The sequence below is a fragment of the Carboxylicivirga litoralis genome (genome assembly GCF_025499605.1).
GTDB lineage: Bacteria > Bacteroidota > Bacteroidia > Bacteroidales > Marinilabiliaceae > Carboxylicivirga > Carboxylicivirga litoralis.
Map to the genome: position 1 here is coordinate 219530 of NZ_JAFMVC010000004.1, position 23940 is coordinate 243469.

Consider the following 23940-nt stretch of genomic DNA (forward strand, 5'->3'; position numbering starts at 1 on the left):
GCTTTAGATGGAACATACGATAGATGAAATTAGAAATAAATTATCGGATAAAAGTCTGAAAGTAACTCCGCAAAGGATAGCAATATTGGATGCAATCTATAAAATAGGAGGTCACCCTACAGCAGATAATATTATTGAATATATTCGTAAGAGTAATCCAAATATTGCTTCTGGAACAGTATATAAAGTTCTTGATACCTTCATCGAAAAAAAGATTATTAAGCGGGTTACAACCGACAGAGACGTGATGCGCTATGATGGTATAATGGACAAACACCACCACTTATATTGCAGTGAGTGTGATATAATTGAGGATTTTGTTGATGAAGAACTGGATTTACTGCTAAATAACTATTTTAAGAATAAGCAAATTAAAGGATTTAATATCAGGGAGTTTGTAGTGCAAATAAAAGGCACATTTGACAAGTGCTGAATTAATTTATAAATCAAGATAATATGAACAAGGAAAAAAGTATTGAATTATTAAACAAAGCAATTGGAGATGAATTGGCCGCTGTGCATCAGTATATGTACTTCCACTTTCAATGTGACGACCAAGGTTATGATTTGTTAGCAGGATTATTTAAAAAGACTGCTATTGATGAAATGATTCATATTGAACAACTAGCTGAACGTATTTTGTTTTTAAAGGGTGAGGTTGAAATGGAAGCCGCTCAGAAAGTTCAGAAAATACATGAAGTAAAAGATATGTTGGCAATGGCAGTTGAAATGGAAGAAGGCAGTGCCACAGACTATAATTTATGGGCTAATGAATGTTCTGCTAATGCTGATTCTGTTTCTAAAAAGCTATTTGAAGCTTTAGTTGAAGATGAAGAACGCCATGGAGACCAGTACGATGTAGAAATGGAAAATCTGAAGAGATTTGGCGATAATTATCTAGCGCTTCAATCGATTGAAAGAAGTAAGAATATTGGTAGTGGAGGACATCCTGGAGGCATGTGATAAATCAGATTTACTCGCATTATTTTAATACACCAACAGCCGTTAATAGAAGCGGTTGTTGGTTTTTTTATGAGGTTTGCGATAATGCTCCAATATATTATTGGCATCATTTCCCTTGCCAATGGCACTACATTTATATCAGCCAGTTACTCGTACAAAAAATAGCATAGAAAAAATCGTCGTAACATAAGTTTTAGCTCCTTTACCTATTTTAAACCAATGCCTCTCAAACATTAGGAGCTGCCGCATAACCAACAATATCCTACCCCAAAAGCCCGAATAGGTTTTTTCCATGTTTCAGATTTAAAAGGATGAGCTGCTGTAATTCGATGAACTGATTTTATTAGCATCTCAGGTAACAACTTTTAGGTTATTCGCTATTTCTCTATATTTGGGTAATTAAAATATACCATGCGCTATCTACTCCTTTTTTGCTTTTCTATTGTTTGTTGGTCTGCACAGTCATCCGAATTGGATTCTCTAATGAATGAGTTGGAAACAACCATGCAAAACCGAGGTGCTTATGACGCCATGCGCATCCGTCGGATAGAGGATTTAAAAAGTAGGGTGGTTAAGAAGAATACGACAGCAGAACAGCGTTATTACTTATTAAATGAATTGATAGAAGAATACGAACCTTTTAATTTTGATTCAACTCAACATTATCTGCATATAAATCATCAACTAGCTCAATCGACAGGCAGCAAAGAATATAGTAATGCAACAACGCTCAAAATTGCTCAAATATTGGCAAGCTCGGGGCGTTACTTTGAAGCGATTGAATACCTCAATAAAGTAAGAGCCAATGAGCTGGAACAACGGCTGCAGATCGCGTACTTTAAAGACTACATAAAGGTATATACCGATTTGGGCATTTATAGTCCCATACCCAATAAACTGCAAAACTATTGGAGCATTGCCAATACCTATACCGATTCATTAAGGCTTTTGTTAGAGAAAGGAAGCGAGGATTATTTGGCGTTAGAAGAAAAGAAGTATCGTGATAACTGGTTATTCAGAGAATGCGAGGAGATTAATAATAAGCGATTAGCATTGACCCAACCTGGCACCAGGCAATATTCGCAGGTGACCTTTGAACGCTCCTTGCTTTATGAAATGGAAGGAAATACAGAGGCACGTAAGAAATACCTAATTTTATCAGCCATTTCTGATATTGAATCGGCTGTAAAGGACAATGCTTCATTAACAACATTAGCAATCTTGTTGCATAAAGAAGGAGATATAAACCGCGCCTATCGCTTTATTAAATTTGCGTACGAAGATGCATCTTTTTATAACTCGAGACTGCGCTTTACACTTATATCAAATATTCTACCGGTTATCAATGAGGCCTACCAAATGAGGGCTGAAAAACAGAAAAAGAAGTTACGCTCTTTTCTATTTATTATTAGTTGCCTGTCAGGTTTTTTACTTATCGCCATATATTTCATATACAGACAACTAAAGACGCTTAACCGGGCTCAGTCCGAATTGGTTAATGCTAACGATCAACTGAAGAGCTTAAATAACAGCCTTAAAGAGAAAAACCAGACGCTTAATGTTCTAAACGAGGAGTTGTCCGAATCGAACCTTGTGAAGGAACATTATATTGCCAATTTCCTAAGTATCTGTTCTAACTACATCGATAAACTAGATGCTTTGAATAAGGGCATCGGTAAGCAAATAAATGCGGGCAAGGTTGAGGACTTATTCAAACAAAGTAAGTCGCGCAAGCTTATGGATCAGGAAGTTAAGGAGTTTTATCACAATTTCGATGAGATATTCCTGCATATCTATCCCCATTTTGTTGAAGAGGTAAATGCCTTATTAGAAGAAAATGAGCAGATTACCCTTAAAAGTAACGAATCGTTGAATACTGAACTTCGTGTATTTGCCCTTATCCGCCTGGGTATTAACGACAGCTCGCGAATTGCAAAACTCTTGCGCTACTCGGTCAACACTATCTATAATTATAGGGTGAAAATTAAAAATAAAGCCAAAGGCAATCGCGATGAATTTGAGCAGAACATTATGAAAATTGATGCGGTCAAATCATAAATTATAGCCTTCAGTATTTACTAAAAAGTGGAAGAATTAGCCTATCTGTCAATCCAAAAACATCCACTTTTTTTAGGAATTTCATAAGTGTTATTGCATTTATTGTTAGTGTCATAGGCTTTTTTATTGTCTAATTTAATCCACTTTTTTACTACCCGCTTTCGCTTTTCATTTTTCAAACTTGTCTTTTTATGACGCGAAAAATTTCCGGCCACCTCCCCAGGAAAGTCGGAATTAATTCAAGTTATAACAAAAAACAAGTTTAATGAAAAAACATCTTTACAAGTTTGACAAGAATGCTTTGTATCGATTACCATTGCTCATGTTGATGAGTATGTTTTCTGTATTTACAGCATTGGCTCAAAACTCAACCATTACAGGAACGGTGACCGATCCGCAAGGAATGGCTATTCCGGGTGTATCAATTAGTGTTAAAGGCACAACCAATGGCACCATCACAGATATTGATGGACATTACAGCCTGACAGGAGAAATCAACAATGAAAGCACCCTGGTATTCAGTTTTATAGGAATGAAATCTAACGAAATTGTCGTTGCAGACCAGACTGTTATCAATGTAGTGATGCAGGATGATGTTCATGGTCTAAACGAAGTGATTGTCGTGGGTTATGGTACACAGGAGAAAAAGGATATTACCGGTTCTGTGGCGCTGGTTGGTGCTGATGAACTCGAATCGCGACCGAATACACAATTGGGTTCATTAATACAAGGACGTGCCGCAGGTGTACGCGTTGCATCCAGCTCAGGTAAGCCGTCGCAAGGCTTGAGCATTCGTGTGCGTGGTACCAATTCAATTACAGCAGGCAGTGAGCCTTTATATGTGGTGGATGGTATTCCAACCAGCGATACCCGCTCCATTAACCCGGCTGATGTCGAAACCATGACCGTGTTAAAAGATGCTTCATCAGCGGCTATCTATGGAGCACAAGGGGCTAATGGTGTTGTATTAATCACCACCAAGCAAGGTACAACAGGTAAACCACGTGTTACATTAGATGCCTATACTGGCTTCTCTGAAGTGTGGAATACATTAGATGTTTTAAATGGTGAGCAGTACCGCGATTTGATGACAGAGATGGGCCAATCGACCGATTGGAACCGCTATAATAAAAACACCGACTGGCAGAATGAAATCTTTCAGCGAGGTGTGTCGCAAAACTACCAGCTATCGTTAAGTGGTAAAAGTGAAAGTACCAGTTACTATGTATCTGGCGGCTGGGTGCAGCAGGTTGGTGCTGTGAGAAGTTCTGAAATGGATCGTGCCAACTTTAAAGTGAACCTCGATCAGGAGGTCAATGACTGGCTGAGTATAGGTACTCGCATTGCCTATACCAAATACCGCGATGTGGACGTAAATGATAACAACGCCATCAACCAGGGCGGTGTGATTACAGGTGTTATCAACACACCATCTGTCATCGATATTTATAATGAAGACGGTACTTTCACCAGCAACCCTTTTCAAAACTGGGAGAACCCGGTTGCCAGCACCGATGGTTCCGACCGCGAATACCGTCAGGAGCGTTTCTTAGGGAACCTTTATCTGAAAGTGGACTTTTTAAAACATTTTAGTTTTAAATCGAACTTTGGTGTGGATTACAGTAATGGTATATACGATTATTTCTTAGACCCGTATCGTACCAGCTACGGACGTGCCAAGAAGGGTATTGGCACCAACAATACAGATCGTTCCAACTATTGGATGGCAGAAAATATTTTATCATATAATAAAAAGTTGGGCAAGCATAATATTGAAGCATTAGCAGGTAATGTAGTGCAGAAATACCTTTGGGAGAATGCCTACATCACCACTGAGAACTTTGCCAGTGATGGTGTTCAAACAACCAATGGCGGATCAATCATCGCCTCTGCTGGTAATACAAAGTCTGAAAAGTCTAATGTATCGTATATTAGCCGACTCAATTATGCCTTCGACGATAAGTACCTGTTGACCGCTAACTTCCGTGCCGATGCATCCAGTGTTTTTGGTGATGATAACCGTTGGGGATATTTTCCATCGTTTTCTGCCGGATGGCGCATCTCTCACGAGGGTTTTATGGAAGGCTTTGATTTTCTGAACGACCTGAAGATACGCGCCGGTTGGGGTATTGTTGGTAACGATCAAATTCGCAATTATGCTTATTATGGTACAGTGGGTTCTAACAATTATCCAATAGGTGGCACCCTAATGCCGGGAACATATCCGAATGCCATGGATAATAACAGCCTGAAATGGGAAGAATCGGAGCAAACAAACATTGGTTTGGATGTGAGTGTGTTAAACGGGCGTATTCAATTAACAACCGATGCCTATTTACGAAAAACACGTGACTTATTGTTAGATGCTCCGCTGCCTACCAGTACCGGGTTTAGTGCGGCCTTGCAAAATATTGGTAACCTGGAAAATAAAGGTCTGGAGTTCAGTCTGAATACCGTGAATATTGATAAAGAGGTCAAGTGGAGCAGTACCTTCAATATTTCATTTAACGAAAATGAAGTGACCAATTTAGTTGTTGAAAGCCTGCCTATGGGTAATATTGCAGGAAGGGGCGAAGCCATTCTCTTAGAAGAAGGCCAGTCATTAGGTACCTTATATGGCTACGTTTGGGGCGGTGTTGACCCAGCTACCGGTAATGCTTACTACGTTGATAAAAATGGTGAAAGTACCTTTACGCCTGATGCTGACGATCGCACCATAATTGGTAATGCCAACCCTGATTTCTTCTATGGATTAAACAATACAGTTAGCTATAAAGGTATCGGCTTAACTGTTTTCTTAGAAGGTGCTTATGGTAACGACATGTTGAATGCCACCCGCATTGATTCGGAAGGTATGACGGATCCTAAAAACCAGTTATTGGCCGTTAATAAACGCTGGCGACAGCCCGGTGATATAACTGACGTTCCTAAAGCCAGTTGGGCCAATACCGATAATTCACGTATTTCAACGCGCTTTATCGAGGATGGTTCTTACTTGCGTGTTAAAACCATCACGCTAAGCTACGATTTGCCACAGAGCATTTTGTCAAAAGTAAACTTAGCGAATGTACGCGTGTATGCTACGGGCGAAAACCTGCTGACACTAACTGATTATTCAGGTTTTGACCCGGAAGTAAATGCCTTTGGCGGTTCTAATACCATGCAGGGTATCGACTACGGCACCTATCCACAAACGCGAAATATTATTTTCGGATTGAACGTTACTTTCTAATTCAAAAAACGGACTACGATGAAGATTACAACATATATAATTGGAAGTTTAATCGCACTATCGGCCTGGTCGTGTGACGATTTCCTTGAACTGGAACCCATATCGGAAGAAACAACAGCCAGTGCTTACGACAAGCTAAGTCAGATTGAGGCTGCTTTAACAGGTACCTACGAATCATTCCAGTCGGATGCCTACGTATGGAATAATGTGCAATTTCAGGATGTACGCGCTGATAACCACTATGCTGGTGGTGACAACCCTTCGTTTTACGAAGTGGATTATCTCGATATTTCTGCCACTAACGATAAAGTGAATCAAAGTTGGGGCAATATGTTTAACGCCATCTTAAAGGCTAACATAGTTATGGAACGCGTTCATGGAGTGACAGATCCCCTATTAACTGAGAGCCGTAAAAATGAAATTATTGGAGAAGCCTTGTTTTTAAGAGCTTACCATTACTACAACCTGGTTAATTTGTTTGGTGGTGTGCCCATCATTTTGGAAGCAACCAAATCAACCGATGCCGGAAGTGTTAATATTCCCCGCTCAACAGTTGAAGAGGTTTTTGCACAGATTATCTTGGACTTAGACGAAGCCAGAAAATTATTGCCCGATACGTATGGAAACGATGCCAGTGTTAATAAAGCACGTGCCACGACAGGTGCAGCCTGGGCATTGATGGCCAAGGCTTATGCACAAAAGCCAACACCGGAGTATAATAAAGTGTTGGAGTGCATTGCCGAAGTGGACAAAAGTGCTGCGAATTACAAATTGATTGATTACGCACATTTATTCGATGGTGCTCACTACAACAATGAGGAGTCCATCATAGAAGTGCAGTGGTTAGCTGGTTCTGATGGTAACTGGGGCCCTCAGATGTTACTACCACCATCTGTCAGTGGTGATGAATGGCGCAAGTTTGTAACACCGTCCAAAGATTTAGTGGCTGCTTTTGATGCTGAAGGCGATGAGATTCGAAAAAAGGCCACCATCCTGTTCGAAAATGTGGCATGGATTGATGAGTATTACGGCATTCAAGAACCAACAATCGATACTCCTAAACCCAACAATGTTGCCTTTAGTTACAAATGGAAAAATGCTGCCGGATGGTCGAGTGGCGACCGTCAATACTTATTGCGCTATGGTGATATTGTTTTGTTAAAGGCCGAAGCACTTAATGAAACAGGAGAGCTGGGATTAGCTGCTAATGAAGTCAATCGCATCCGTAATAGGGTGTCATTAGATGATTTAACTGCTGAACAGAAAAGTTCTAAAGAAGTGATGCGTCAAACCATTTTGAAGGAACGTCGCCTGGAATTGGCACAGGAAGCTCAGCGCTGGGATGATTTGGTGCGCTATGGTGTGGTGGTTGAAACCATGAATAACCTGGTGGAAATTGATCTGCGCGATGGACAAGCCATTGATTACAATATGACGAGCGATAAAATTTATCTGCCGATTCCTCAACAGGAGCTGGACAGAAACCCCAACTTAACGCCTAATCCATCGAACTAAATTACGACGACCATGAAAAAATTAAATAAGCATATAATATGGCTATTAATGGCCATACTCACCCTTCATGCCTGCGAAGAAGAAAGTAATTTGCAATCAGAAGGTAACTGGGAGCTAAGCGCTCCATCGGCATTACCCTTGAATGAGGATAATAAATTAGAACTCGACCAGTCCAATCCACATGGAAAAGTGGTGTTTAATTGGGAAGCCGCTGTTTCATCGGCCCGTTATGGAGTTTATTATACGGTCGTTATCGATTCATTGGAAGCAAAAGATGAAAGCCATCCAATCATTACTTTTCAAGCCTTGGAAGGTGGTAAAAGCACCAGCGCCACCATCACCAACCTGGAATTGAATGATGCTTTGTATATGGCAGGTTTTAATCCGGATGAAGAATTAGCATTGCAATGGCGCGTTGAGGCCAGCTGCTTATCAAAAACATCAGCCGACAATGATGAAATGACCATCATCCGCTACGATGATGATAAGCTGTTTCTGTCTGGTGCTGCCACAGAAGTAGGCAATAATACCAGCAAAGCCATCCAATTAATGCGTCTGAAGAATAATGCTGGTGAGAAACTGAAGTTATATGAGGTATATACCAAGTTAACTGCCAATGATGGCTTCATGATTTATAATGGCCGCAGTGATAATGCCATCGCTTATGGATTGGATACTGATGGTAACATCGTGCGCGACGGGCAGCCAATTACGGTTGATGAAGAAGGTATCTATCGTATCAATATTGACTTTGAAGCCATGAGTATCAGTTTCTATAAGCTAAATGCTTTGTCACTTATAGGTGCTCCTTTTGAAAACGGCTGGGATGCCGATGAAGACCTGGAATACCAGGGGCTGGGAGTTTGGCAATCAGATATTAGCTTTGTTAAATCAGGTAATTTTATCATTCGGGCTAATAATGGATGGGAAGGTATCATCAAGCATAAAGCCGGCACTGCCAATGAGGCGATTGGCGAAGACTTTGCTAATAATAACGACATTGCTATTGATGATTTTCAGCAGGATGAAGCAGGGTTTTATACCGTAACTTTAACACTAACAGGCGAGGAGTATACCTTGAAACTGGAAAAAGCACCTGAGCAACGCTTGTATATGTTTGTGAATGGTACCGACAGCTACGAACTAAGTATGGTTGGCGATGGCGTATTTACCACTACGGCTTACATGGCTTTACAAAGCTCAGATCAAATAAGCATCAATACCGAGGCTGACGGCAGCGGAATCAATTATAGTGTTGCTGAAATTAACGGTGAAGGAAGCGGAGATAAAGTAGAAGGGACGGTTGAACTAAGCGAAGGAGAAGCTGCCTTTAATACCAATACCGATCAGGCTTACGGTTTTACCATTGATGTCAACGCCGGCGAATTAAAATGGCACTATTACAACATGAAATTATTCCATTGGGACGATGATGCCGATGGAGGTTGGGATGAGCGTTATGAGATAGAGATGACTTATGTTCATCCGTATACCTTCAGTGCGTCAGCCGAATTATTTGCAACGCACGAGTCGAAGTTCAATTCGCCTTGGGATGTATCCTTTGGAGCCGATGATGAAACAGCGATGAGTGGCACGATGACAAACCAGGGGGGGAGTAACTTTAAAAATATCGCCACCGATGGTAATTATGCTGTCACAATCACTGTAGCACCAGATTACTCGACCGGAACCTATGAATTTGTATCACAATAAATGATTTTGTGGGAGTCCGGTATAACAAACTTTCACCGGGCTCCTTTATTAATAATCTGCAGGAAGATGAATCAAAAAATTAAAAGTTTAATCACTCCCCTTATATTAATCACTGTATTGGGACTTATGGGAGCCCGATGCAAAAAAGAAGACAGTGTAGCACCGCCTCCACCGCCAGTTGTGCCTGATGTCATGGATATAACAATGCGTTTATCAAGCTATGATGGTACCAGTAAGTTTAACGAACAAGATATTCAATTCTATCCGGTTGAACCCAATAACAATACCACAATAACCATTACTCCCGAGACTAAATACCAGGAGATGGATGGTTTTGGTTATAGTTTAACAGGTGGTAGTGCCATGCATCTGAAAAATATGAGCGATAGCAAGCGTAGTCAGCTCTTATACGAATTGTTTAATGATGAAGATGACAATATTGGTGTAAGTTATTTACGCATCAGTATTGGTGCTTCTGATTTAGATGCAGCTCCTTTTTCGTACAACGACCTGCCAGTTGGACAGACAGACGAGGACATGACACAGTTTTCGCTGGCACCAGATAAAGATTACCTGATACCGGTGCTTAAAGAAATTTTAGCCATTAATCCGGATATTAAAATCCTGGGCTCGCCATGGTCGCCGCCTACGTGGATGAAAACCAATGGAGCCACTAAAGGGGGGGAGCTGAAGCAAGAGTATTATCCGGCTTATGCGAAGTATTTTGTGAAATATGTGCAGGAGATGCAGAAAGAAGGCATTATCATAGATGCTATCACCATTCAGAACGAACCCTTGCACCCGGGTAATAACCCAAGCTTGTATATGCCGGCCAGTGACCAGGCCGAGTTTATCAAAACAGCTTTAGGACCGGCTTTTAAGGCCGCTAATATCAGCACCAAAATTATTGTTTACGACCATAATGCTGATAAGCCAGAGTACCCGATTTCCATCCTGAATGACGCCGACGCCAAGCAATACATCGATGGTTCAGCCTTTCATTTATATGGAGGTGATATCAGTAACCTGAGCCAGGTGCACAACGCTCACCCTGATAAGAGCTTGTATTTTACCGAACAGTGGATTGGCGCGCCTGGTAGCTTTGGTAACGACATGGCTTGGCATACAAAAAATTTGATTATTGGTGCGCCGCGTAACTGGTGCCGCAATGTGTTGGAGTGGAACCTGGCTGCCAACTCAGCTCTTGAGCCCCATACCGACGGTGGCTGTACCGAGTGTTTAGGTGCATTAACCATTGATGGTGATAATGTAGTGCGCAACCCGGCCTATTACATCATTGCACACGCTGCTAAGTACGTACGTCCGGGCTCGGTTCGAATAGAATCCAATATGCCTGGTAGTTTACCCAACGTGGCTTACCTGACGCCGGATAACGAAATTGTTGTTATTGTATTGAACGATAGTGATAACGAACAGTCATTCAACATCGAATTGGGTGAGCAATTAACCAGTACGAAGCTGGCTGCTAAGGCTGTGGCAACCATTGTTTGGAAGCAATAAAGAAATTTCATTCTCCTTCAGTTCCGTGGGCATGTGCCTGAAAGGCGATGGGAATAAATATGAATCAAAAACAACAAACAGATGAAATATTACATAGCATTAGTGGCGGCCTCTTTATTGATGGCTTGTTCGCCTAAAGCAAAGGAGACAGGGGCTGAACCGAATAAGAATTTGAACTTCAGCCTGGAAAATAAGAACCTGACTGTTTATGAAACATCAAAAGCAGGAGACGAACGTTTGGCTTTAAAAGGAACAAAAAACTTTGGTATGGCTGGACAACCCCTGGAAACGGAAATAGCCGTTTTTGTTAATCCCGATAAACAGTTTCAGACTTTTATTGGAATTGGAGGTGCTATCACCGATGCTTCTGCTGAAGTGTTTTATAAGCTGTCGGAAGAAAATCAAAAACAACTGATGGATGCCTATTATGGCGCCGATGGTATCGATTACACCTTGTTGCGCACAACCATTCACAGTTGCGATTTTGCCAGTAAAAGTTATACGTATATCGAAGAAGGCGACAAAGAGCTGAAGACCTTTTCTATTGAACATGACCAGAAGGAACGTATTCCAATGATTAAACGTGCCATGGCGCAGGCCTCCCAACCGTTGCTGTTTTATGTAACTCCATGGAGTCCGCCAGCCTTTATGAAAGGTCGTGAGCATATGTTACAAGGTGGTAAGTTGTTACCCGAATTTTACCAGTCGTGGGCCAATTACTACGCGAAGTTTATCAAAGCCTACGAGGCTGAAGGCATGCCTGTATGGGGATTAACGATACAGAACGAACCAATGGCCGTGCAAACATGGGAATCGTGTGTTTATACAGCCGAAGAAGAGCGCGATTTTCTGAAAAATTACCTGGGGCCTACATTGGAGAGAGAAGGGCTAGGAGATAAAAACATCGTGGTATGGGACCATAACCGCGATTTAATTTCGCAGCGGGCCAATACCATTTTTGGCGACCCTGAAGCTGCTAAATATGCCTGGGGTATTGGCTTTCACTGGTATGAGCGTTGGGCCGGTGGAGAATCAATGTGGCGCAACCTGCGTAACGTAAAGGAGTCGTTCCCGGATAAGCAACTGTTGTTTACCGAAGGTTGTATTGAAGCTTTTGACGAGAAGGAATATGAGCGCTGGTCCAATGCTGAACGCTACGGTACGTCCATGATTAATGACTTCAACTGTGGTACAGCCGGCTGGACCGACTGGAACATCCTTCTTGACCATACCGGTGGCCCTAACCATGTAGGTAATTTCTGCTTTGCACCAGTACATGCCGATACGCGCACCGACGAGTTGATTTTCACGCCATCGTATTATTACATTGGTCACTTTTCTAAATTTATTCGTCCTGGCGCCAAGCGTATCAGCACCACTACCAGTCGTAGTCATATCAATAGCACATCGTTCCTTAATACTGACGGTAGCATGGTGACTGTGGTGATGAATTCTACTGAAGACCCCATCAACTATAAGGTGATCATTGGTGAGCAACAAACAGAATTGGAGATACCAGCTCATGGCATTCATACTTTAGTTTACTAACCTGAGTTCAAAATTTTACGCCGGACTCCGGTATATAATTCCCGATTATCATTATTGATACACAAACGCAAATGCAAGAGGGAGTCGAAAGACTCCCTTTTTTTGTAGATAAAAAGTTAAGGCTGAAGTCATACGTCTTGTTTTTACAGTAAACATAAGCACTCAACGCATTGAAGTCAATGACTGTAATTGCATTGTGATTGGCGGTTTGTTTAATGTTCAGAAATACAAGCCTATAGGTATTTGCTTTTGGGCCAGAAGCAGGGTTCCTATCTATTCAAGCGTTATCAAAATATTTGATTTAGTCCTTTAAGGAAGTTTTTAGTGCGGTTTAGCTAAAAAAATGCCTCTTTTTGCCTTTTACGTGGACTGAATAGGAGTCAAATACCTATCTGCAATGGTGTTTTACCGGAAGCGCTTCGGCAATTTGTCGACTACGCGCGTAAGCGAAGAAGAACCGAAGAACTGCCAAATAAGTGCCGAGCCAGTTCCATGCATGCTTGCTTGGGGGCAGCCAACATCGCCGAAGGACGGGAAGGAAGTTGAAAAGCAGACTTCCTTTTTACTACTACACATTTAAGATTATCACATTTTATAAGGATAATGTGATAGGTTTCACATAGCTTGTATGTAATTGAATAAGTTGAGTTTATGTTGTAATGAATGATTTAATCAAAGCAGATGGTTACAAAGAGTTGCTTGATTGAGCAACATAAATGTATATATTTGCCTTTACTAAATCGGTTAGATAGTTGAATCCATGAAAGAAAACATCAAAGACATAACATTTGATGATATTTTTAATTTGTATTACCCAAGGTGTGTCTTGTTTGCCACCAAACTACTGGGTAATCGTTGGGATGCCGAAGAAGCCGTGCAGGAATTATTTATCAGTCTTTGGTCTAAAGGAAAGCTCAAGTCAATAGATGGTTCTGTAAAAAGTTATCTGTTTAAAGCAGTCTTCAATAGTTGTATTGATGTACAGCGTAAAAATAAAATTAAGCAACGTAGCGAAGTTGATTCGCCTGAAGGCCAAGACGCGATAATTCCATTTAGTAATCCCATTTTGGAAGAAGAGCTGGAAAAGCATATCAACGATGCGTTGATGCAATTGCCTGAAAAACGTCGTCAGGTTTTCTTGATGAGTCGTGATGAAGGTCTTAGTTATCGTGAAATAGCACAACGTTTATCAGTATCTGAAAAAACCATTGAAACACAAATTTCACGCTCTTTAAAACAGCTTCGCACATCCTTGTCGGAGTATTTACCAGGTTTATTGTTTTAAGAATACAGGTGTAGACTTGTTTTATTGAGTGTTTAATATTCATTAAATCAGGCTTGTATGTTCGAAAGGTAATTTTTTTTTCAAAAAAAGTTAAAAAACGTGTCAGGGTCGCCTGCTTTTATTTCGTTCTCACAGTAGAAACAATGACGAAATGATTAAAGCAGAAAAAATAGAACTCTTAATATTACGACAGGTCAATGGTGAGATTGATGCGGCAGAGCTGCAAATGTTGGAGGCCTGGATGGCTGAGAGTGACAAAAATAAAAGTCACTACAAAAAGCAAGTAGAGCTATTTAAAGCGCAATCGTTGATTTTTACACCTCAAGCACTTGCTCAATCGCGCGAGAAAACCAAAACAGGCGTCATCAATCATTTGATTCATAAATCGAACAAAGTTAAAGGATTTATTTACTCATCACTATCTGTATTGGTAGTCGCTTTGTTGGCTTCTTCAGTGTATTTCAATACCAGCATTAATCACAAAAACGAACTATTGGCCAGCGAATTTAAAATTATGGCACCCGAAAGTGGTCCGGCTAATTTTCAATTGCCCGATGGAAGTACGGTATGGTTGAATAGTTCTTCTGAATTGATTTATCAATACGATGCTGAGAACGATAGCCGATTAGCCAGCATTGAAGGAGAGGCCTTTTTTGATATTGCGCATCATCCAAATCAGGCTTTTTTAGTGAAAGGCTATCATCACACAGTGAAAGTATATGGTACCGAGTTTAATATGGTGTCCGATGAAGAAACTAAAACCTGCGAAGTGACTTTGCGCGAAGGTTCGGTAGGCATATTAAACGAGCAGAACAATGAAATAGCCCGTTTAAAACCAGGACAACAGTTTAGTGTTGATCATCTGGGGCAAGCATCTGTGAAAAACATCGAATCAGTTAACTTAATTTCAGACTGGACAACTGGACGTTACGAATTTAAAGATGCAACTTTAGAAGAAATTGCTTCTCAACTGTCTTCATTATATGATATTGATATTGTTATTGCTGATGAAGCATTAAAACACAAACGTTACCGTTGTGTGATTCAAAAAGAACAATCCGTGCTCAAAACGCTGCAACGTTTTAGCATCACAACCAACCTTAATTATGAGGTGAATGAAGAAACAATAACCCTTAAATCTAAATAGTTAATTAACGAATCAGGCTATGAACAAAAGACTTTGAGGCTTTGCCTTAGGTTGAAATCAAAAACAGCTAACAAAAAACGGGAATAGCTGCAACTATTCCCGATGTAAGGTACAACCGGTCTGCAAACCGGCCTAACTAATTATAAAGTGTATAATTAAGCATTACAAATTTATGAAAAAAAACAAAACCATAGTTGGTATCCCATGGAACCAGCTAAAGAAACTAGCACGTATTATGAAACTATGTGTTCTATTTATGATAGTTGGGATGATACAGATAAGCGCTGCCTCGTATGGGCAAAGTGCTAAAGTATCCATCAACTTAAAGAAATCTACTCTATCCAAAGTCTTTGATGAGATTGAAAATCAATCTGATTTTAATGTGTTCTATAGCAAGGAAGATGTTAATGAAAATCAGCTTGTTGATGTTAATGCCAGTGATAAAGATATTGAAGAAATACTTGATAAAGTATTAAATCTAAACGAATACAAGTATCACATTATCGATCAGGATATCATTATTACAAAACGCTATCAGACACTTGACGCTTCTGCAGGTCAACAACAGCTAAAAGTAAGCGGTATCGTTACGGATGATACAGGCGAACCGTTACCTGGTGTTAATGTTTTTGAAAAAGATAATGTCACCAATGGTACCATTACCAGCATCGACGGTAGTTATGAGTTAAATGTATCCGGTACTGAAGCTGTTATTAAGTTTTCATTTATTGGCTATGCCGATCAGGAATTAAATTTAGCCGGAAGAAATACCATTAATGTCACAATGGTGTCGGATGCTTTAGATATTGATGAAGTGGTAGTAACTGCTCTTGGTATTAAGCGGGAGAAGAAAGCTTTGGGTTATGCGGTTCAGGATGTTAAATCGGAAGAATTAACACAGGCAGGTGATGCTGATTTGATTAGCTCATTGCAAGGAAAAGTAGCAGGTGTGCAAATTAACCAGTCAGGTGGCGGTATTGGCGGTACGTCACGCATCGATATTCGTGGAGCTTCTTCATTAACCGATAACAACGCGCCTTTGTGGGTGGTTGATGGTGTACCATTTGATAATGGTAATGAGCGCGATGGTAGTATTTGGGGTGGAACCTCACGTGCAGGAGGTGCTTTTGATCTGAACCCCGAGGATATCGAATCTGTTTCTATCCTAAAAGGGCCTAACGCGGCGGCTTTATATGGTGAGCGCGGTGGTAACGGTGTCATTGTTGTAACAACTAAAAAAGGAAAAAGCCGTAAAGGTTTAGGTATCTCATACGCAGGTGGCGTTACCTTCTCTGAAGCCTCTTATATGCTCGATTTGCAAGATCGCTATGGACAAGGAACTGATGGCGTTTATTACAAGGATAGTGAATGGTCATGGGGACCTGAAATGAAAGGGCAGGATCTGGAGGCATGGACTGGCGAAACGATTCCATTTACGGCTCAAAAAAACCGTTTAAAAGATTTTACCCGAACAGGCTTAAGTCATAAACACAACGTGGCTTTTACTGGTGGTAATGAGGATGGTACCTTCCGTGTGTCAGTGGGTAAAGACATAATGAACGGTATATATGAAGACCACAAAGTTGAAAAAACAACGTTTGATTTCAGAGGCGATTATAACATCAATTCGTGGTTAAACATCGATACGAAATTATCTTATTTTGTAACAGATGGCGATCAACGTCCTGAAATTGGGAACTACAGTTATGTTTCTTATTTCAATTCAATGCCAAGAAATATCCGTAATCAGGATTTAAAGCCTGGTTATAATATCGTTTCTGGCGAGCATGTTGAAAAATTATATACGACTGTTAATGCCAACAATCGTAACCCATACTTTTTACAGGCACAAACCGATAATAGCGATAGTAAGAACCGAACCTTTGGTTATATTGCTGCTAATATTAAACTACACAAGAATTTAAAAGCCAAGTTTAAGTATGGTTTGGATTTCTATCAGTTTAATGCTGTTGAAGGGTATTTGTATGCCGATAATGTGGATTCATCACGACCTAATTACAATACAGAACAAAGCAATTTCAAGGAAGAAAACTACGAGTTTTTACTGTCCTATAATAAAACATTTAATGACGATTGGGCAATTGGTTTAAACCTTGGAGCAAACAATATGTCGCGTATGGATAAAAGGCTGCGAGGCACCTCAGGTCGTTTATCATCGGAAGGAGACTATTTCCTAGGAGCAGGTTCCAATATCAATGCAACGGAATCCATTACCGAATCAGAAGTGCGTTCAGTTTATGGATTTGGTCAGGTGGCCTACCGCAATATGATTTTCTTCGATTTCACAGGTCGTAACGATTGGTCATCGACGCTAACATCGGCCGATGCTGACTACGATAACTCATACTTTTATCCATCGTTGAGTTTAAGTGGTCTTATCTCCGAAATGATTGATATGCCTTCGTGGGTATCCTTTGCCAAAGCAAGAGCTTCATGGGCACAGGTAGGTAAAGCCACGGACCCGTATAACACCAGTCAATTGTATAAATTAGAGAGCTGGAACTATGGTTTAACAACGGGTATCGTACCTGAAGATGCGGTCATTGAAAACTTAAAGCCAGAGATTTCGACCTCATGGGAAGCTGGTTTAGACTTACGCTTTTTTAACAATCGTCTTGGACTGGATTTTACCTATTATAATGAGTTGACTAAAAACCAGATTGTTAACATTGAGGTGGTTCAAAGCTCTGGTTATAAAACCAAGTACATCAATGCCGGTGAAATTAGTAACAAAGGTATCGAATTGATGTTGTCAACAGTACCGGTTAAAACACGTGATTTTACTTTGGGGCTTGATTTTAACTTCTCGAAAAATGAAGGTGTTCTTGAAAAATTACACGAAGATCTGAAAGAGTATGATTTTGGCAGCAATGTTTGGGCTGTTGAAGGTGGTCAATTAGGCGATATCCGAGGTTCTGTTTATGCACGCAACGAACAGGGACAAATCATTGTTGATGATAAAGGTTTGCCAACATTGGCACAAGGGAGTGATCATGTGCTTGGTAATATTCAGGCTGACTGGACTGGTTCCATTAACCTGACTGCCGATTACAAAGGTCTGTATATGTCGGCATTATTCTCAGTTCAGCAAGGGGGAGACATCTTATCAAGTTCAGAAAGAGGAGCGACCTCAGCAGGTACTGCCAAACGCACCGATGCGAATGACCGTATGGCCTTCTTTGTTGATGGTGTGACAGCCGATGGTGGAGCCAATAATGTGATGGTGAGTGCAGAAGAATACTGGCGCCAGGTAGCCAAAGTGGATGAGGAATTTATGTACGATGCCTCGCATATGAAACTGAAAGAAATTGTTTTGGGTTACAATGTGCCCAAATCATTGTTAGAAAGAATTTCAGCCAATAACCCGATTCAGTCGATGCGCATATCACTGGTGGGCCGCAACCTATGGTATTTATACAAAGATACACCGGGTACTGTGCCCGATGCAAGTGCTTATAGTTCAGCCTATGCAGCGCAAGCGTTTGACTTTGCGCCTGTGCCTTCAACCAGAACATATGGTTTCTCGATTAACCTAGGTTTTTAATTAGCTAAAAGATGAAAGAAATGAAAAATATATATACAGCACTACTGGCTATCATGCTTGTGGTAACAGCTAATAGTTGTTCCGATGATTTTGGCGATATGAACGTGCCATCTGATGCGACAACGACTGTAGAACCCAAGTTCTTCCTTAATAAAATGCAACAGGAGGTGTTTGCTAACTACCAGCGTAATGTCAATTTATATCCTGATTTATATAGCCAATATTGGGCGAATACAGTGTCCAGCTTTGGTTCGCCTCGTTACGAATATGTTGATGGGTGGATTGGTAACCAGTGGAGCGAGATGTACACGCGTCATTTAAGAAGCTCACAAGCCATCATCGACCAGTTTGGTGAAAATGAATTTTATGTGGATGCCTTAGCTATTAACGATATCTGGATGTGCTACTGGTGGTCGCGCATGACCGATACCTATGGTGATATTCCATATTTTGAAGCCAGTAAGGGAAATCCGGTTCCATATACAGCTCAGAGTGAGATTTACGATGATTTATTGAAACGTTTGGATGCGGCCGTTAATGTCATTACCGGTGGTACGGAGCAATATAGCTATGGTTCGGAATACGATTTGATTTACAATGGCGATGTTGAGAAATGGAAGCGTTTCGGTAACTCTTTACGTTTGCGTTTGGCGATGCGTATTGCCAATGTCGACCCTGCTCGTGCCGAAGCTGAAGTGAAAGCAGCTGTTGAAGGACCAGGCGGCCTGTTGTTAAACAATGATGATGTAGCTCGTGTGCCCATGTGGAGCGAAGGATGGTACGATTACCTGCACCAAATGGCTTGGGCATGGAACAATATTCGTATGTCAAAAACCATGTCTGATTACTTGTATTCAGAGTCGAGCGTTGGAGAAGATCCCAGAACACCGGTATGGTTTACCTACCAGCGTACGGAAAATGATAAGGCAGTTCCAAAAACAAAAGAGGAAGTAGGCGAAGCGGAATACAAGGGTATTGAGAATGGCTACAATATTGTTCCGGCTAATGCTAAAGAAATTTATGCAACCATTAATCTTGAAGGTGGTTATGAGGATTTTGTTGGCAATGGTGCAGATAAAATGTATTGTCCGGTCATGTTCTTTTCTGAAGTTAAGTTTCTTTTAGCAGAAGCTGCCCTTCGTGGTTGGGCTTCAGGTGATTTTGAAATGCTTTACAAAGAAGGCGTTGAGGCATCAATGGATTATGTTGGTGTTGATGCTGCAGCTGCAACAGCTTATGTTGATGGTTTACCTGCTTTTACAGCTGATAATGAGGCCCGATTAAAGCGTATCATCACCCAGAAGTGGATTGCTAACTTCCCTAATGGTCCTGAAGGATGGGCCGATTTCCGTCGTACAGATTACCCGGATATCACCTTACCTTTTGAAGGCGTTAGCGGTAGTTCTACCGTGGCTGCTAGTACATGGGTAAAACGTGTGCGCTACCCGGATAATGAGCACCGTCAGAATGAAGAAAATATGCCGGAAGGGATGCGTTCGGAAGACACTGACAGGATGGATATTAAAGTTTGGTGGGATACAGCAGACACTAAAACCAAAAGCAGTGGTTTAATGAGTACAAATTTCAACTAAATCCGAATTGTAATGAAGAAATTATATAATTACAGATTAATGCTTTTGTCAGTGCTTTTGTCCGCATTGACAATTGGGTTCGTTTCATGTGAAGACGATGAGACCAGTGGCCCATGGGATACAACATCTTTGGATGCTTTAATTGTTGAAGCGGAAAGTTTGATTGCTTCTTCAGAAGAAGGCGGTAATCCGGGGGATTTTAAACCGGGTGCCAAACAAGAGTTGCAAGAGTGTGTTAATTGGTGTAAATGGAAAGTGGATAACTCCGATAGTCAGAATGATATAACTGATGCCACCAATAAATTACAGATTTACATTAACAAGTTTAAGAATAACACCGTTGCTCTGGCAATTCCATGGATTAAACAAACATCGGATACTTATATTCAGATTTCAGATAATATTAAGCCCGTATTAAGTGGCGCCTGGACCATTGAAATTGAATGTTACATTATCGATCTCAATACACGTGGTTATTCCAATAACCTGTTCTCATGTGAGCAAAGCGGTCCGGATAGTGGATTTGGTGTGCGTTATTTTAGCGATGGAAATATTCAGACAGTTGTTGGTAATAATAATTGGATAGATACAGGTAATCAGGCTGGTGCCGGTACCATGAAAGCCGGTGTATGGATGCATGTTGCTTTATCGAATGATGGTACAAACCAGGTGATGTATATTGATGGGGTTGAAGTGGCTACCAACAGTAATACGCACTTGTTGGCTGCTGATAAGCCATTTGTGATTGGTAATAGCCCCATGTGGACAGACCGTGTTTGTAATACGATGGTGCGCGATTTCCGACTCTGGAATGGGGTGCGCACGGCACAACAAATTGCAGATAATAAAGATGCCGTTATCAATGGTGACGAAGATGGTTTAGAGGCATTCTTCCCATTGGAAACCGATCTGGGTGATAGTTTTACAGATGTAACAGGTAAGTACACTGCCAAAATGATTGGTGATATTGAATGGCAGCTGGATGGTACACCTCCTGAAATAGTGCTTGATTATACAGCCTTGGATGAGGCCATTTCTGCTCTCGAGACCTTTAAGTCAACTGTAACAGAAGGAACAGCCAACGGTGATTATCCGGTAGGAACTATTGCTTATGTGGATGAACTGATAGCGGAAGCCAATTCAACAAAAGAAAATGCGAACCGTCAGGATCAGATTGATGATAAAGTAGCCCAGTTGACCTCAAAAATTGAAGTTATTAATAGTATGTTGGTGGCGGATGCTACAGGTGTTTTTATTGATCGCGAAGATAGTGATGCAGTAGGATTAAGAATTACGCCTAATTATACGCCTCAAGGTGATTATACGGTTGAGTTCGAAGTGAAAGTAAAGTCTTTATTTGGCTATGGAACGGGTGAGTTCTTTAACAATGGCGAATATGGTGTTTGGGTATACGGTTATGAAGAATTAACCGAAGAGAATATATTGGCATCTGGTGGTTTGTGGAACTTTACCAATGCAGGTAACGGTTGGCAAGGTCCGAAAACAGATCCACTTGTTATGAAAACTGGCGAATGGCAGCATGTCGCTTTGGTGCATGATAACACCGCTCGTACAACCAAGATATTTGTCGATGGTGAAGAGAAAGCTTCATTCGAAGATATAGGAGCGCCTAATGTTTCTGGCTGGGGCGAAATGTGGCTCGGTAATGGCTGGGGCAAGATGGATGGATATATCAAGGATTTTCGCTTGTGGGATGTAGCCCGTGACGCTGCCGAATTGAATGCAGACATCACAGGAACCGAAACTGGTTTGAATGCTTATTTCCCACTCGATAAAGTGGCTGGTGTTAAGTTTAACGACGTAACCGGCAACTACCAGGGCGAGATGCGTGGTATAAAGTGGAATAAGTAATTAGAGCTTAAAGCTTAAGAATGAGGGTGTCTAATAATTAAAAAGGACTTGGTCACTGAATGGAGTCGAAGTGATTGAATATTGATAATCAATTTAAATTACATCTCGACTCCGTTCGATGAACGGACTTCGTTTTTAGACACCCTTATTTTATCTTCTTAATAATCTGCCTGTAAGTACCTTCCCAAGTTTAGCTTACAGGCAGATACTAACAACTCCTTATGCAACAGCTAGCTTATTCAGGATCTAATTCTCAGTGGAATCAATTACAACCGGGTCCTTTATCGATTAATTCTCAGCATCATGTTGTGGTCATTGACAAATTGGGTAGAGATTATATCCCTGATGGGCTTGAGAAGGAATTCAATCTGGTAAAAACCTATTCTAATCAATTAGGTTTTGAAAATGCATTGGCCATTTTACCAAAGTTGGTTTTGTTTACTTCTTTTAGAATATTAACAGAAGATATTAACGATATCAGAAAGTTTAAAAACAACCCGCTTACAGCGCATATCCCTATTGTGTTTATAGCATCAGAAATGTCGAATCAGCAGCAAATAGAATGTTTACAGGCTGGTGTCGATGCCTTGTTTCAGATGACCATTGATCAACGCGTGTTCTTGGCCCAGCTGAAGGCATTAATCAATAGTCGGGAGCATTTGCGTGTCGTTTATAAGCAAAACCAATCATTGGTTAACGATATGCACAGCGATTCATACGATCGATTATTTCTGAAACGTGCGCGCCAGGTCGTTATGGAGAATTATACCAATTGCTCATTTAATATTGATGAGTTTGTAAAATTGATGAATGTGAGCCGCACCATGCTGTATGTCAAAATCAAAAATTTAACCGACAAAACAACCAGTGAGTTTGTAAGGGATATCCGCTTGGAAGAAGCTGCCCGATTATTAAAAGAAGGCATCTTAAATGTATCGGAAGTCGCCTTTGAAGTGGGGTTTAAAGATCCTAAATACCTGTCTAAAAAGTTTAAGCAAAAGTTTGGAATCACACCTGCTTCGTTTAGAAAAGGGGAAGTATAAGTAGGCCTTAGCAATTAACCCTTAAACCGTTTCTTTTCTGTTTTGTGGGTTTTATCTGGTGGACTATTGTGCAATAAGTGGTGTCAATTATTCAGCCGGTATCGATATTAAAAAATCATTGCATAAACTTGTATGTTCAAACATATGCACAAATAATGAAATTAAAGATAGATCATAATAGTCCGCTGCCACTGCATGCACAGGTCGAACAACTGTTGAGGGAACTTATTGAGTGGCCTGAATACAAGAATGGAGGCTTTCTTCCTAAAGAAGTTGATTTGGCAAAAACCTTGGGCATTTCGCGCAATACATTACGACAAGCAACCAATAAGCTGGAGTATGAAGGATTGTTAATCAGAAAAAAGGGAGTGGGTACTAAAGTGGCTGAGAAGGAGATATCTACTAACCTTGATAGTTGGTTGAGTTTTACCCAGGAAATGTCAGAAAAAGGGGTGCAGTTTATTAATTTTTCTTCTGAGGTTAAAGTTACAAAGGCCAATGCCAAAATAGCTACTTTTTTTGGTGTTGATGAAGGAACTGAACTCTTATGTTTGTGTCGTTTACGAGGTAGTTCAGAGGGGCCTTTTGTCTATTTCGAAAGTTATTTTCACCCAAGAATTGGCTTAAGCAAAGATGTGGATTTTACGCGTCCACTGTATGAACTCCTGGAAAACGATTTTCATGTGGTTCCAACTACTTCACGAGAGAAGATAAAAGCAAAATCTGCTTCTAAGATTACAGCTGACCGACTAAAAATTAAAGTGGGTGAACCAGTATTAGTCAGGGAGCGATTTGTATCTGATCCTGGCGGACGACCAATTGAGTATAATATTGGCTTTTACAATGCCGAGAAGTTTACCTATTCAATCACCATTAATCGCTAAAA

15 protein-coding genes are annotated in these 23940 nt (G+C 40.7%); all 15 read left to right on the forward strand.

All coding sequences use genetic code 11. From position 1 onward, the window contains the following. Positions 1-7 precede the first annotated feature (7 nt). The 15 genes from J1N10_RS06110 to J1N10_RS06180 all read left to right on the forward strand — a co-directional run bounded on the left by J1N10_RS06110 (position 8) and on the right by J1N10_RS06180 (position 23938). The gene (locus tag J1N10_RS06110) at positions 8-433 is read left to right on the forward strand and encodes a Fur family transcriptional regulator (RefSeq protein WP_262325798.1); all 426 of its coding nucleotides are present in this window, start codon (positions 8-10) and stop codon (positions 431-433) included. Positions 434-456: 23 nt separating this feature from the next. Further along, a complete protein-coding gene (locus J1N10_RS06115; protein ID WP_262325799.1) occupies positions 457-963 on the forward strand; it encodes a ferritin-like domain-containing protein in 507 nt (168 codons plus the stop codon). A 483-nt stretch (positions 964-1446) separates the two neighbouring features. Next, positions 1447-3021 carry a DUF6377 domain-containing protein gene (locus J1N10_RS06120; RefSeq protein WP_262325800.1) on the forward strand — a complete coding sequence of 525 codons (1575 nt, stop codon included), beginning with the start codon at positions 1447-1449 and terminating at the stop codon, positions 3019-3021. A gap of 265 nt (positions 3022-3286) precedes the next feature. Next, a complete protein-coding gene (locus J1N10_RS06125; RefSeq protein ID WP_262325801.1) occupies positions 3287-6253 on the forward strand; it encodes a SusC/RagA family TonB-linked outer membrane protein in 2967 nt (988 codons plus the stop codon). A gap of 18 nt (positions 6254-6271) precedes the next feature. Continuing rightward, positions 6272-7768 (forward strand): RagB/SusD family nutrient uptake outer membrane protein, encoded by a 1497-nt coding sequence (locus J1N10_RS06130; protein WP_262325802.1) that lies wholly within the window; start codon positions 6272-6274, stop codon positions 7766-7768. Positions 7769-7780: 12 nt separating this feature from the next. Further along, positions 7781-9481 carry a SusE domain-containing protein gene (locus J1N10_RS06135; protein ID WP_262325803.1) on the forward strand — a complete coding sequence of 567 codons (1701 nt, stop codon included), beginning with the start codon at positions 7781-7783 and terminating at the stop codon, positions 9479-9481. A gap of 66 nt (positions 9482-9547) precedes the next feature. Beyond that, positions 9548-11002 (forward strand): glycoside hydrolase family 30 protein, encoded by a 1455-nt coding sequence (locus J1N10_RS06140; RefSeq protein WP_262325804.1) that lies wholly within the window; start codon positions 9548-9550, stop codon positions 11000-11002. An 81-nt stretch (positions 11003-11083) separates the two neighbouring features. Next, positions 11084-12550: a glycoside hydrolase family 30 protein gene (locus tag J1N10_RS06145; RefSeq protein WP_262325805.1), complete on the forward strand. Its 1467-nt coding sequence runs from the start codon at positions 11084-11086 to the stop codon at positions 12548-12550. 760 nt (positions 12551-13310) lie between these two features. Then, positions 13311-13835, forward strand: coding sequence for an RNA polymerase sigma-70 factor (locus J1N10_RS06150; protein ID WP_262325806.1), 525 nt, complete (start codon positions 13311-13313; stop codon positions 13833-13835). 151 nt (positions 13836-13986) lie between these two features. Continuing rightward, on the forward strand, positions 13987-14982 hold the full coding sequence (locus tag J1N10_RS06155) for a FecR family protein (RefSeq protein ID WP_262325807.1): 996 nt from the start codon (positions 13987-13989) through the stop codon (positions 14980-14982). Positions 14983-15154: 172 nt separating this feature from the next. Beyond that, complete coding sequence (locus tag J1N10_RS06160; protein WP_262325808.1) at positions 15155-18547, forward strand: SusC/RagA family TonB-linked outer membrane protein; 3393 nt, start codon at positions 15155-15157, stop codon at positions 18545-18547. Between the two features lie 20 nt (positions 18548-18567). Beyond that, the gene (locus tag J1N10_RS06165) at positions 18568-20139 is read left to right on the forward strand and encodes a SusD/RagB family nutrient-binding outer membrane lipoprotein (protein ID WP_262325809.1); all 1572 of its coding nucleotides are present in this window, start codon (positions 18568-18570) and stop codon (positions 20137-20139) included. 12 nt (positions 20140-20151) lie between these two features. Beyond that, positions 20152-22011 carry a LamG domain-containing protein gene (locus J1N10_RS06170; protein WP_262325810.1) on the forward strand — a complete coding sequence of 620 codons (1860 nt, stop codon included), beginning with the start codon at positions 20152-20154 and terminating at the stop codon, positions 22009-22011. A gap of 221 nt (positions 22012-22232) precedes the next feature. Next, positions 22233-23054: a response regulator transcription factor gene (locus J1N10_RS06175; protein ID WP_262325811.1), complete on the forward strand. Its 822-nt coding sequence runs from the start codon at positions 22233-22235 to the stop codon at positions 23052-23054. A gap of 155 nt (positions 23055-23209) precedes the next feature. Next, the gene (locus J1N10_RS06180; protein WP_262325812.1) at positions 23210-23938 is read left to right on the forward strand and encodes a GntR family transcriptional regulator; all 729 of its coding nucleotides are present in this window, start codon (positions 23210-23212) and stop codon (positions 23936-23938) included. The last annotated feature ends 2 nt before the right edge of the window (positions 23939-23940 follow it).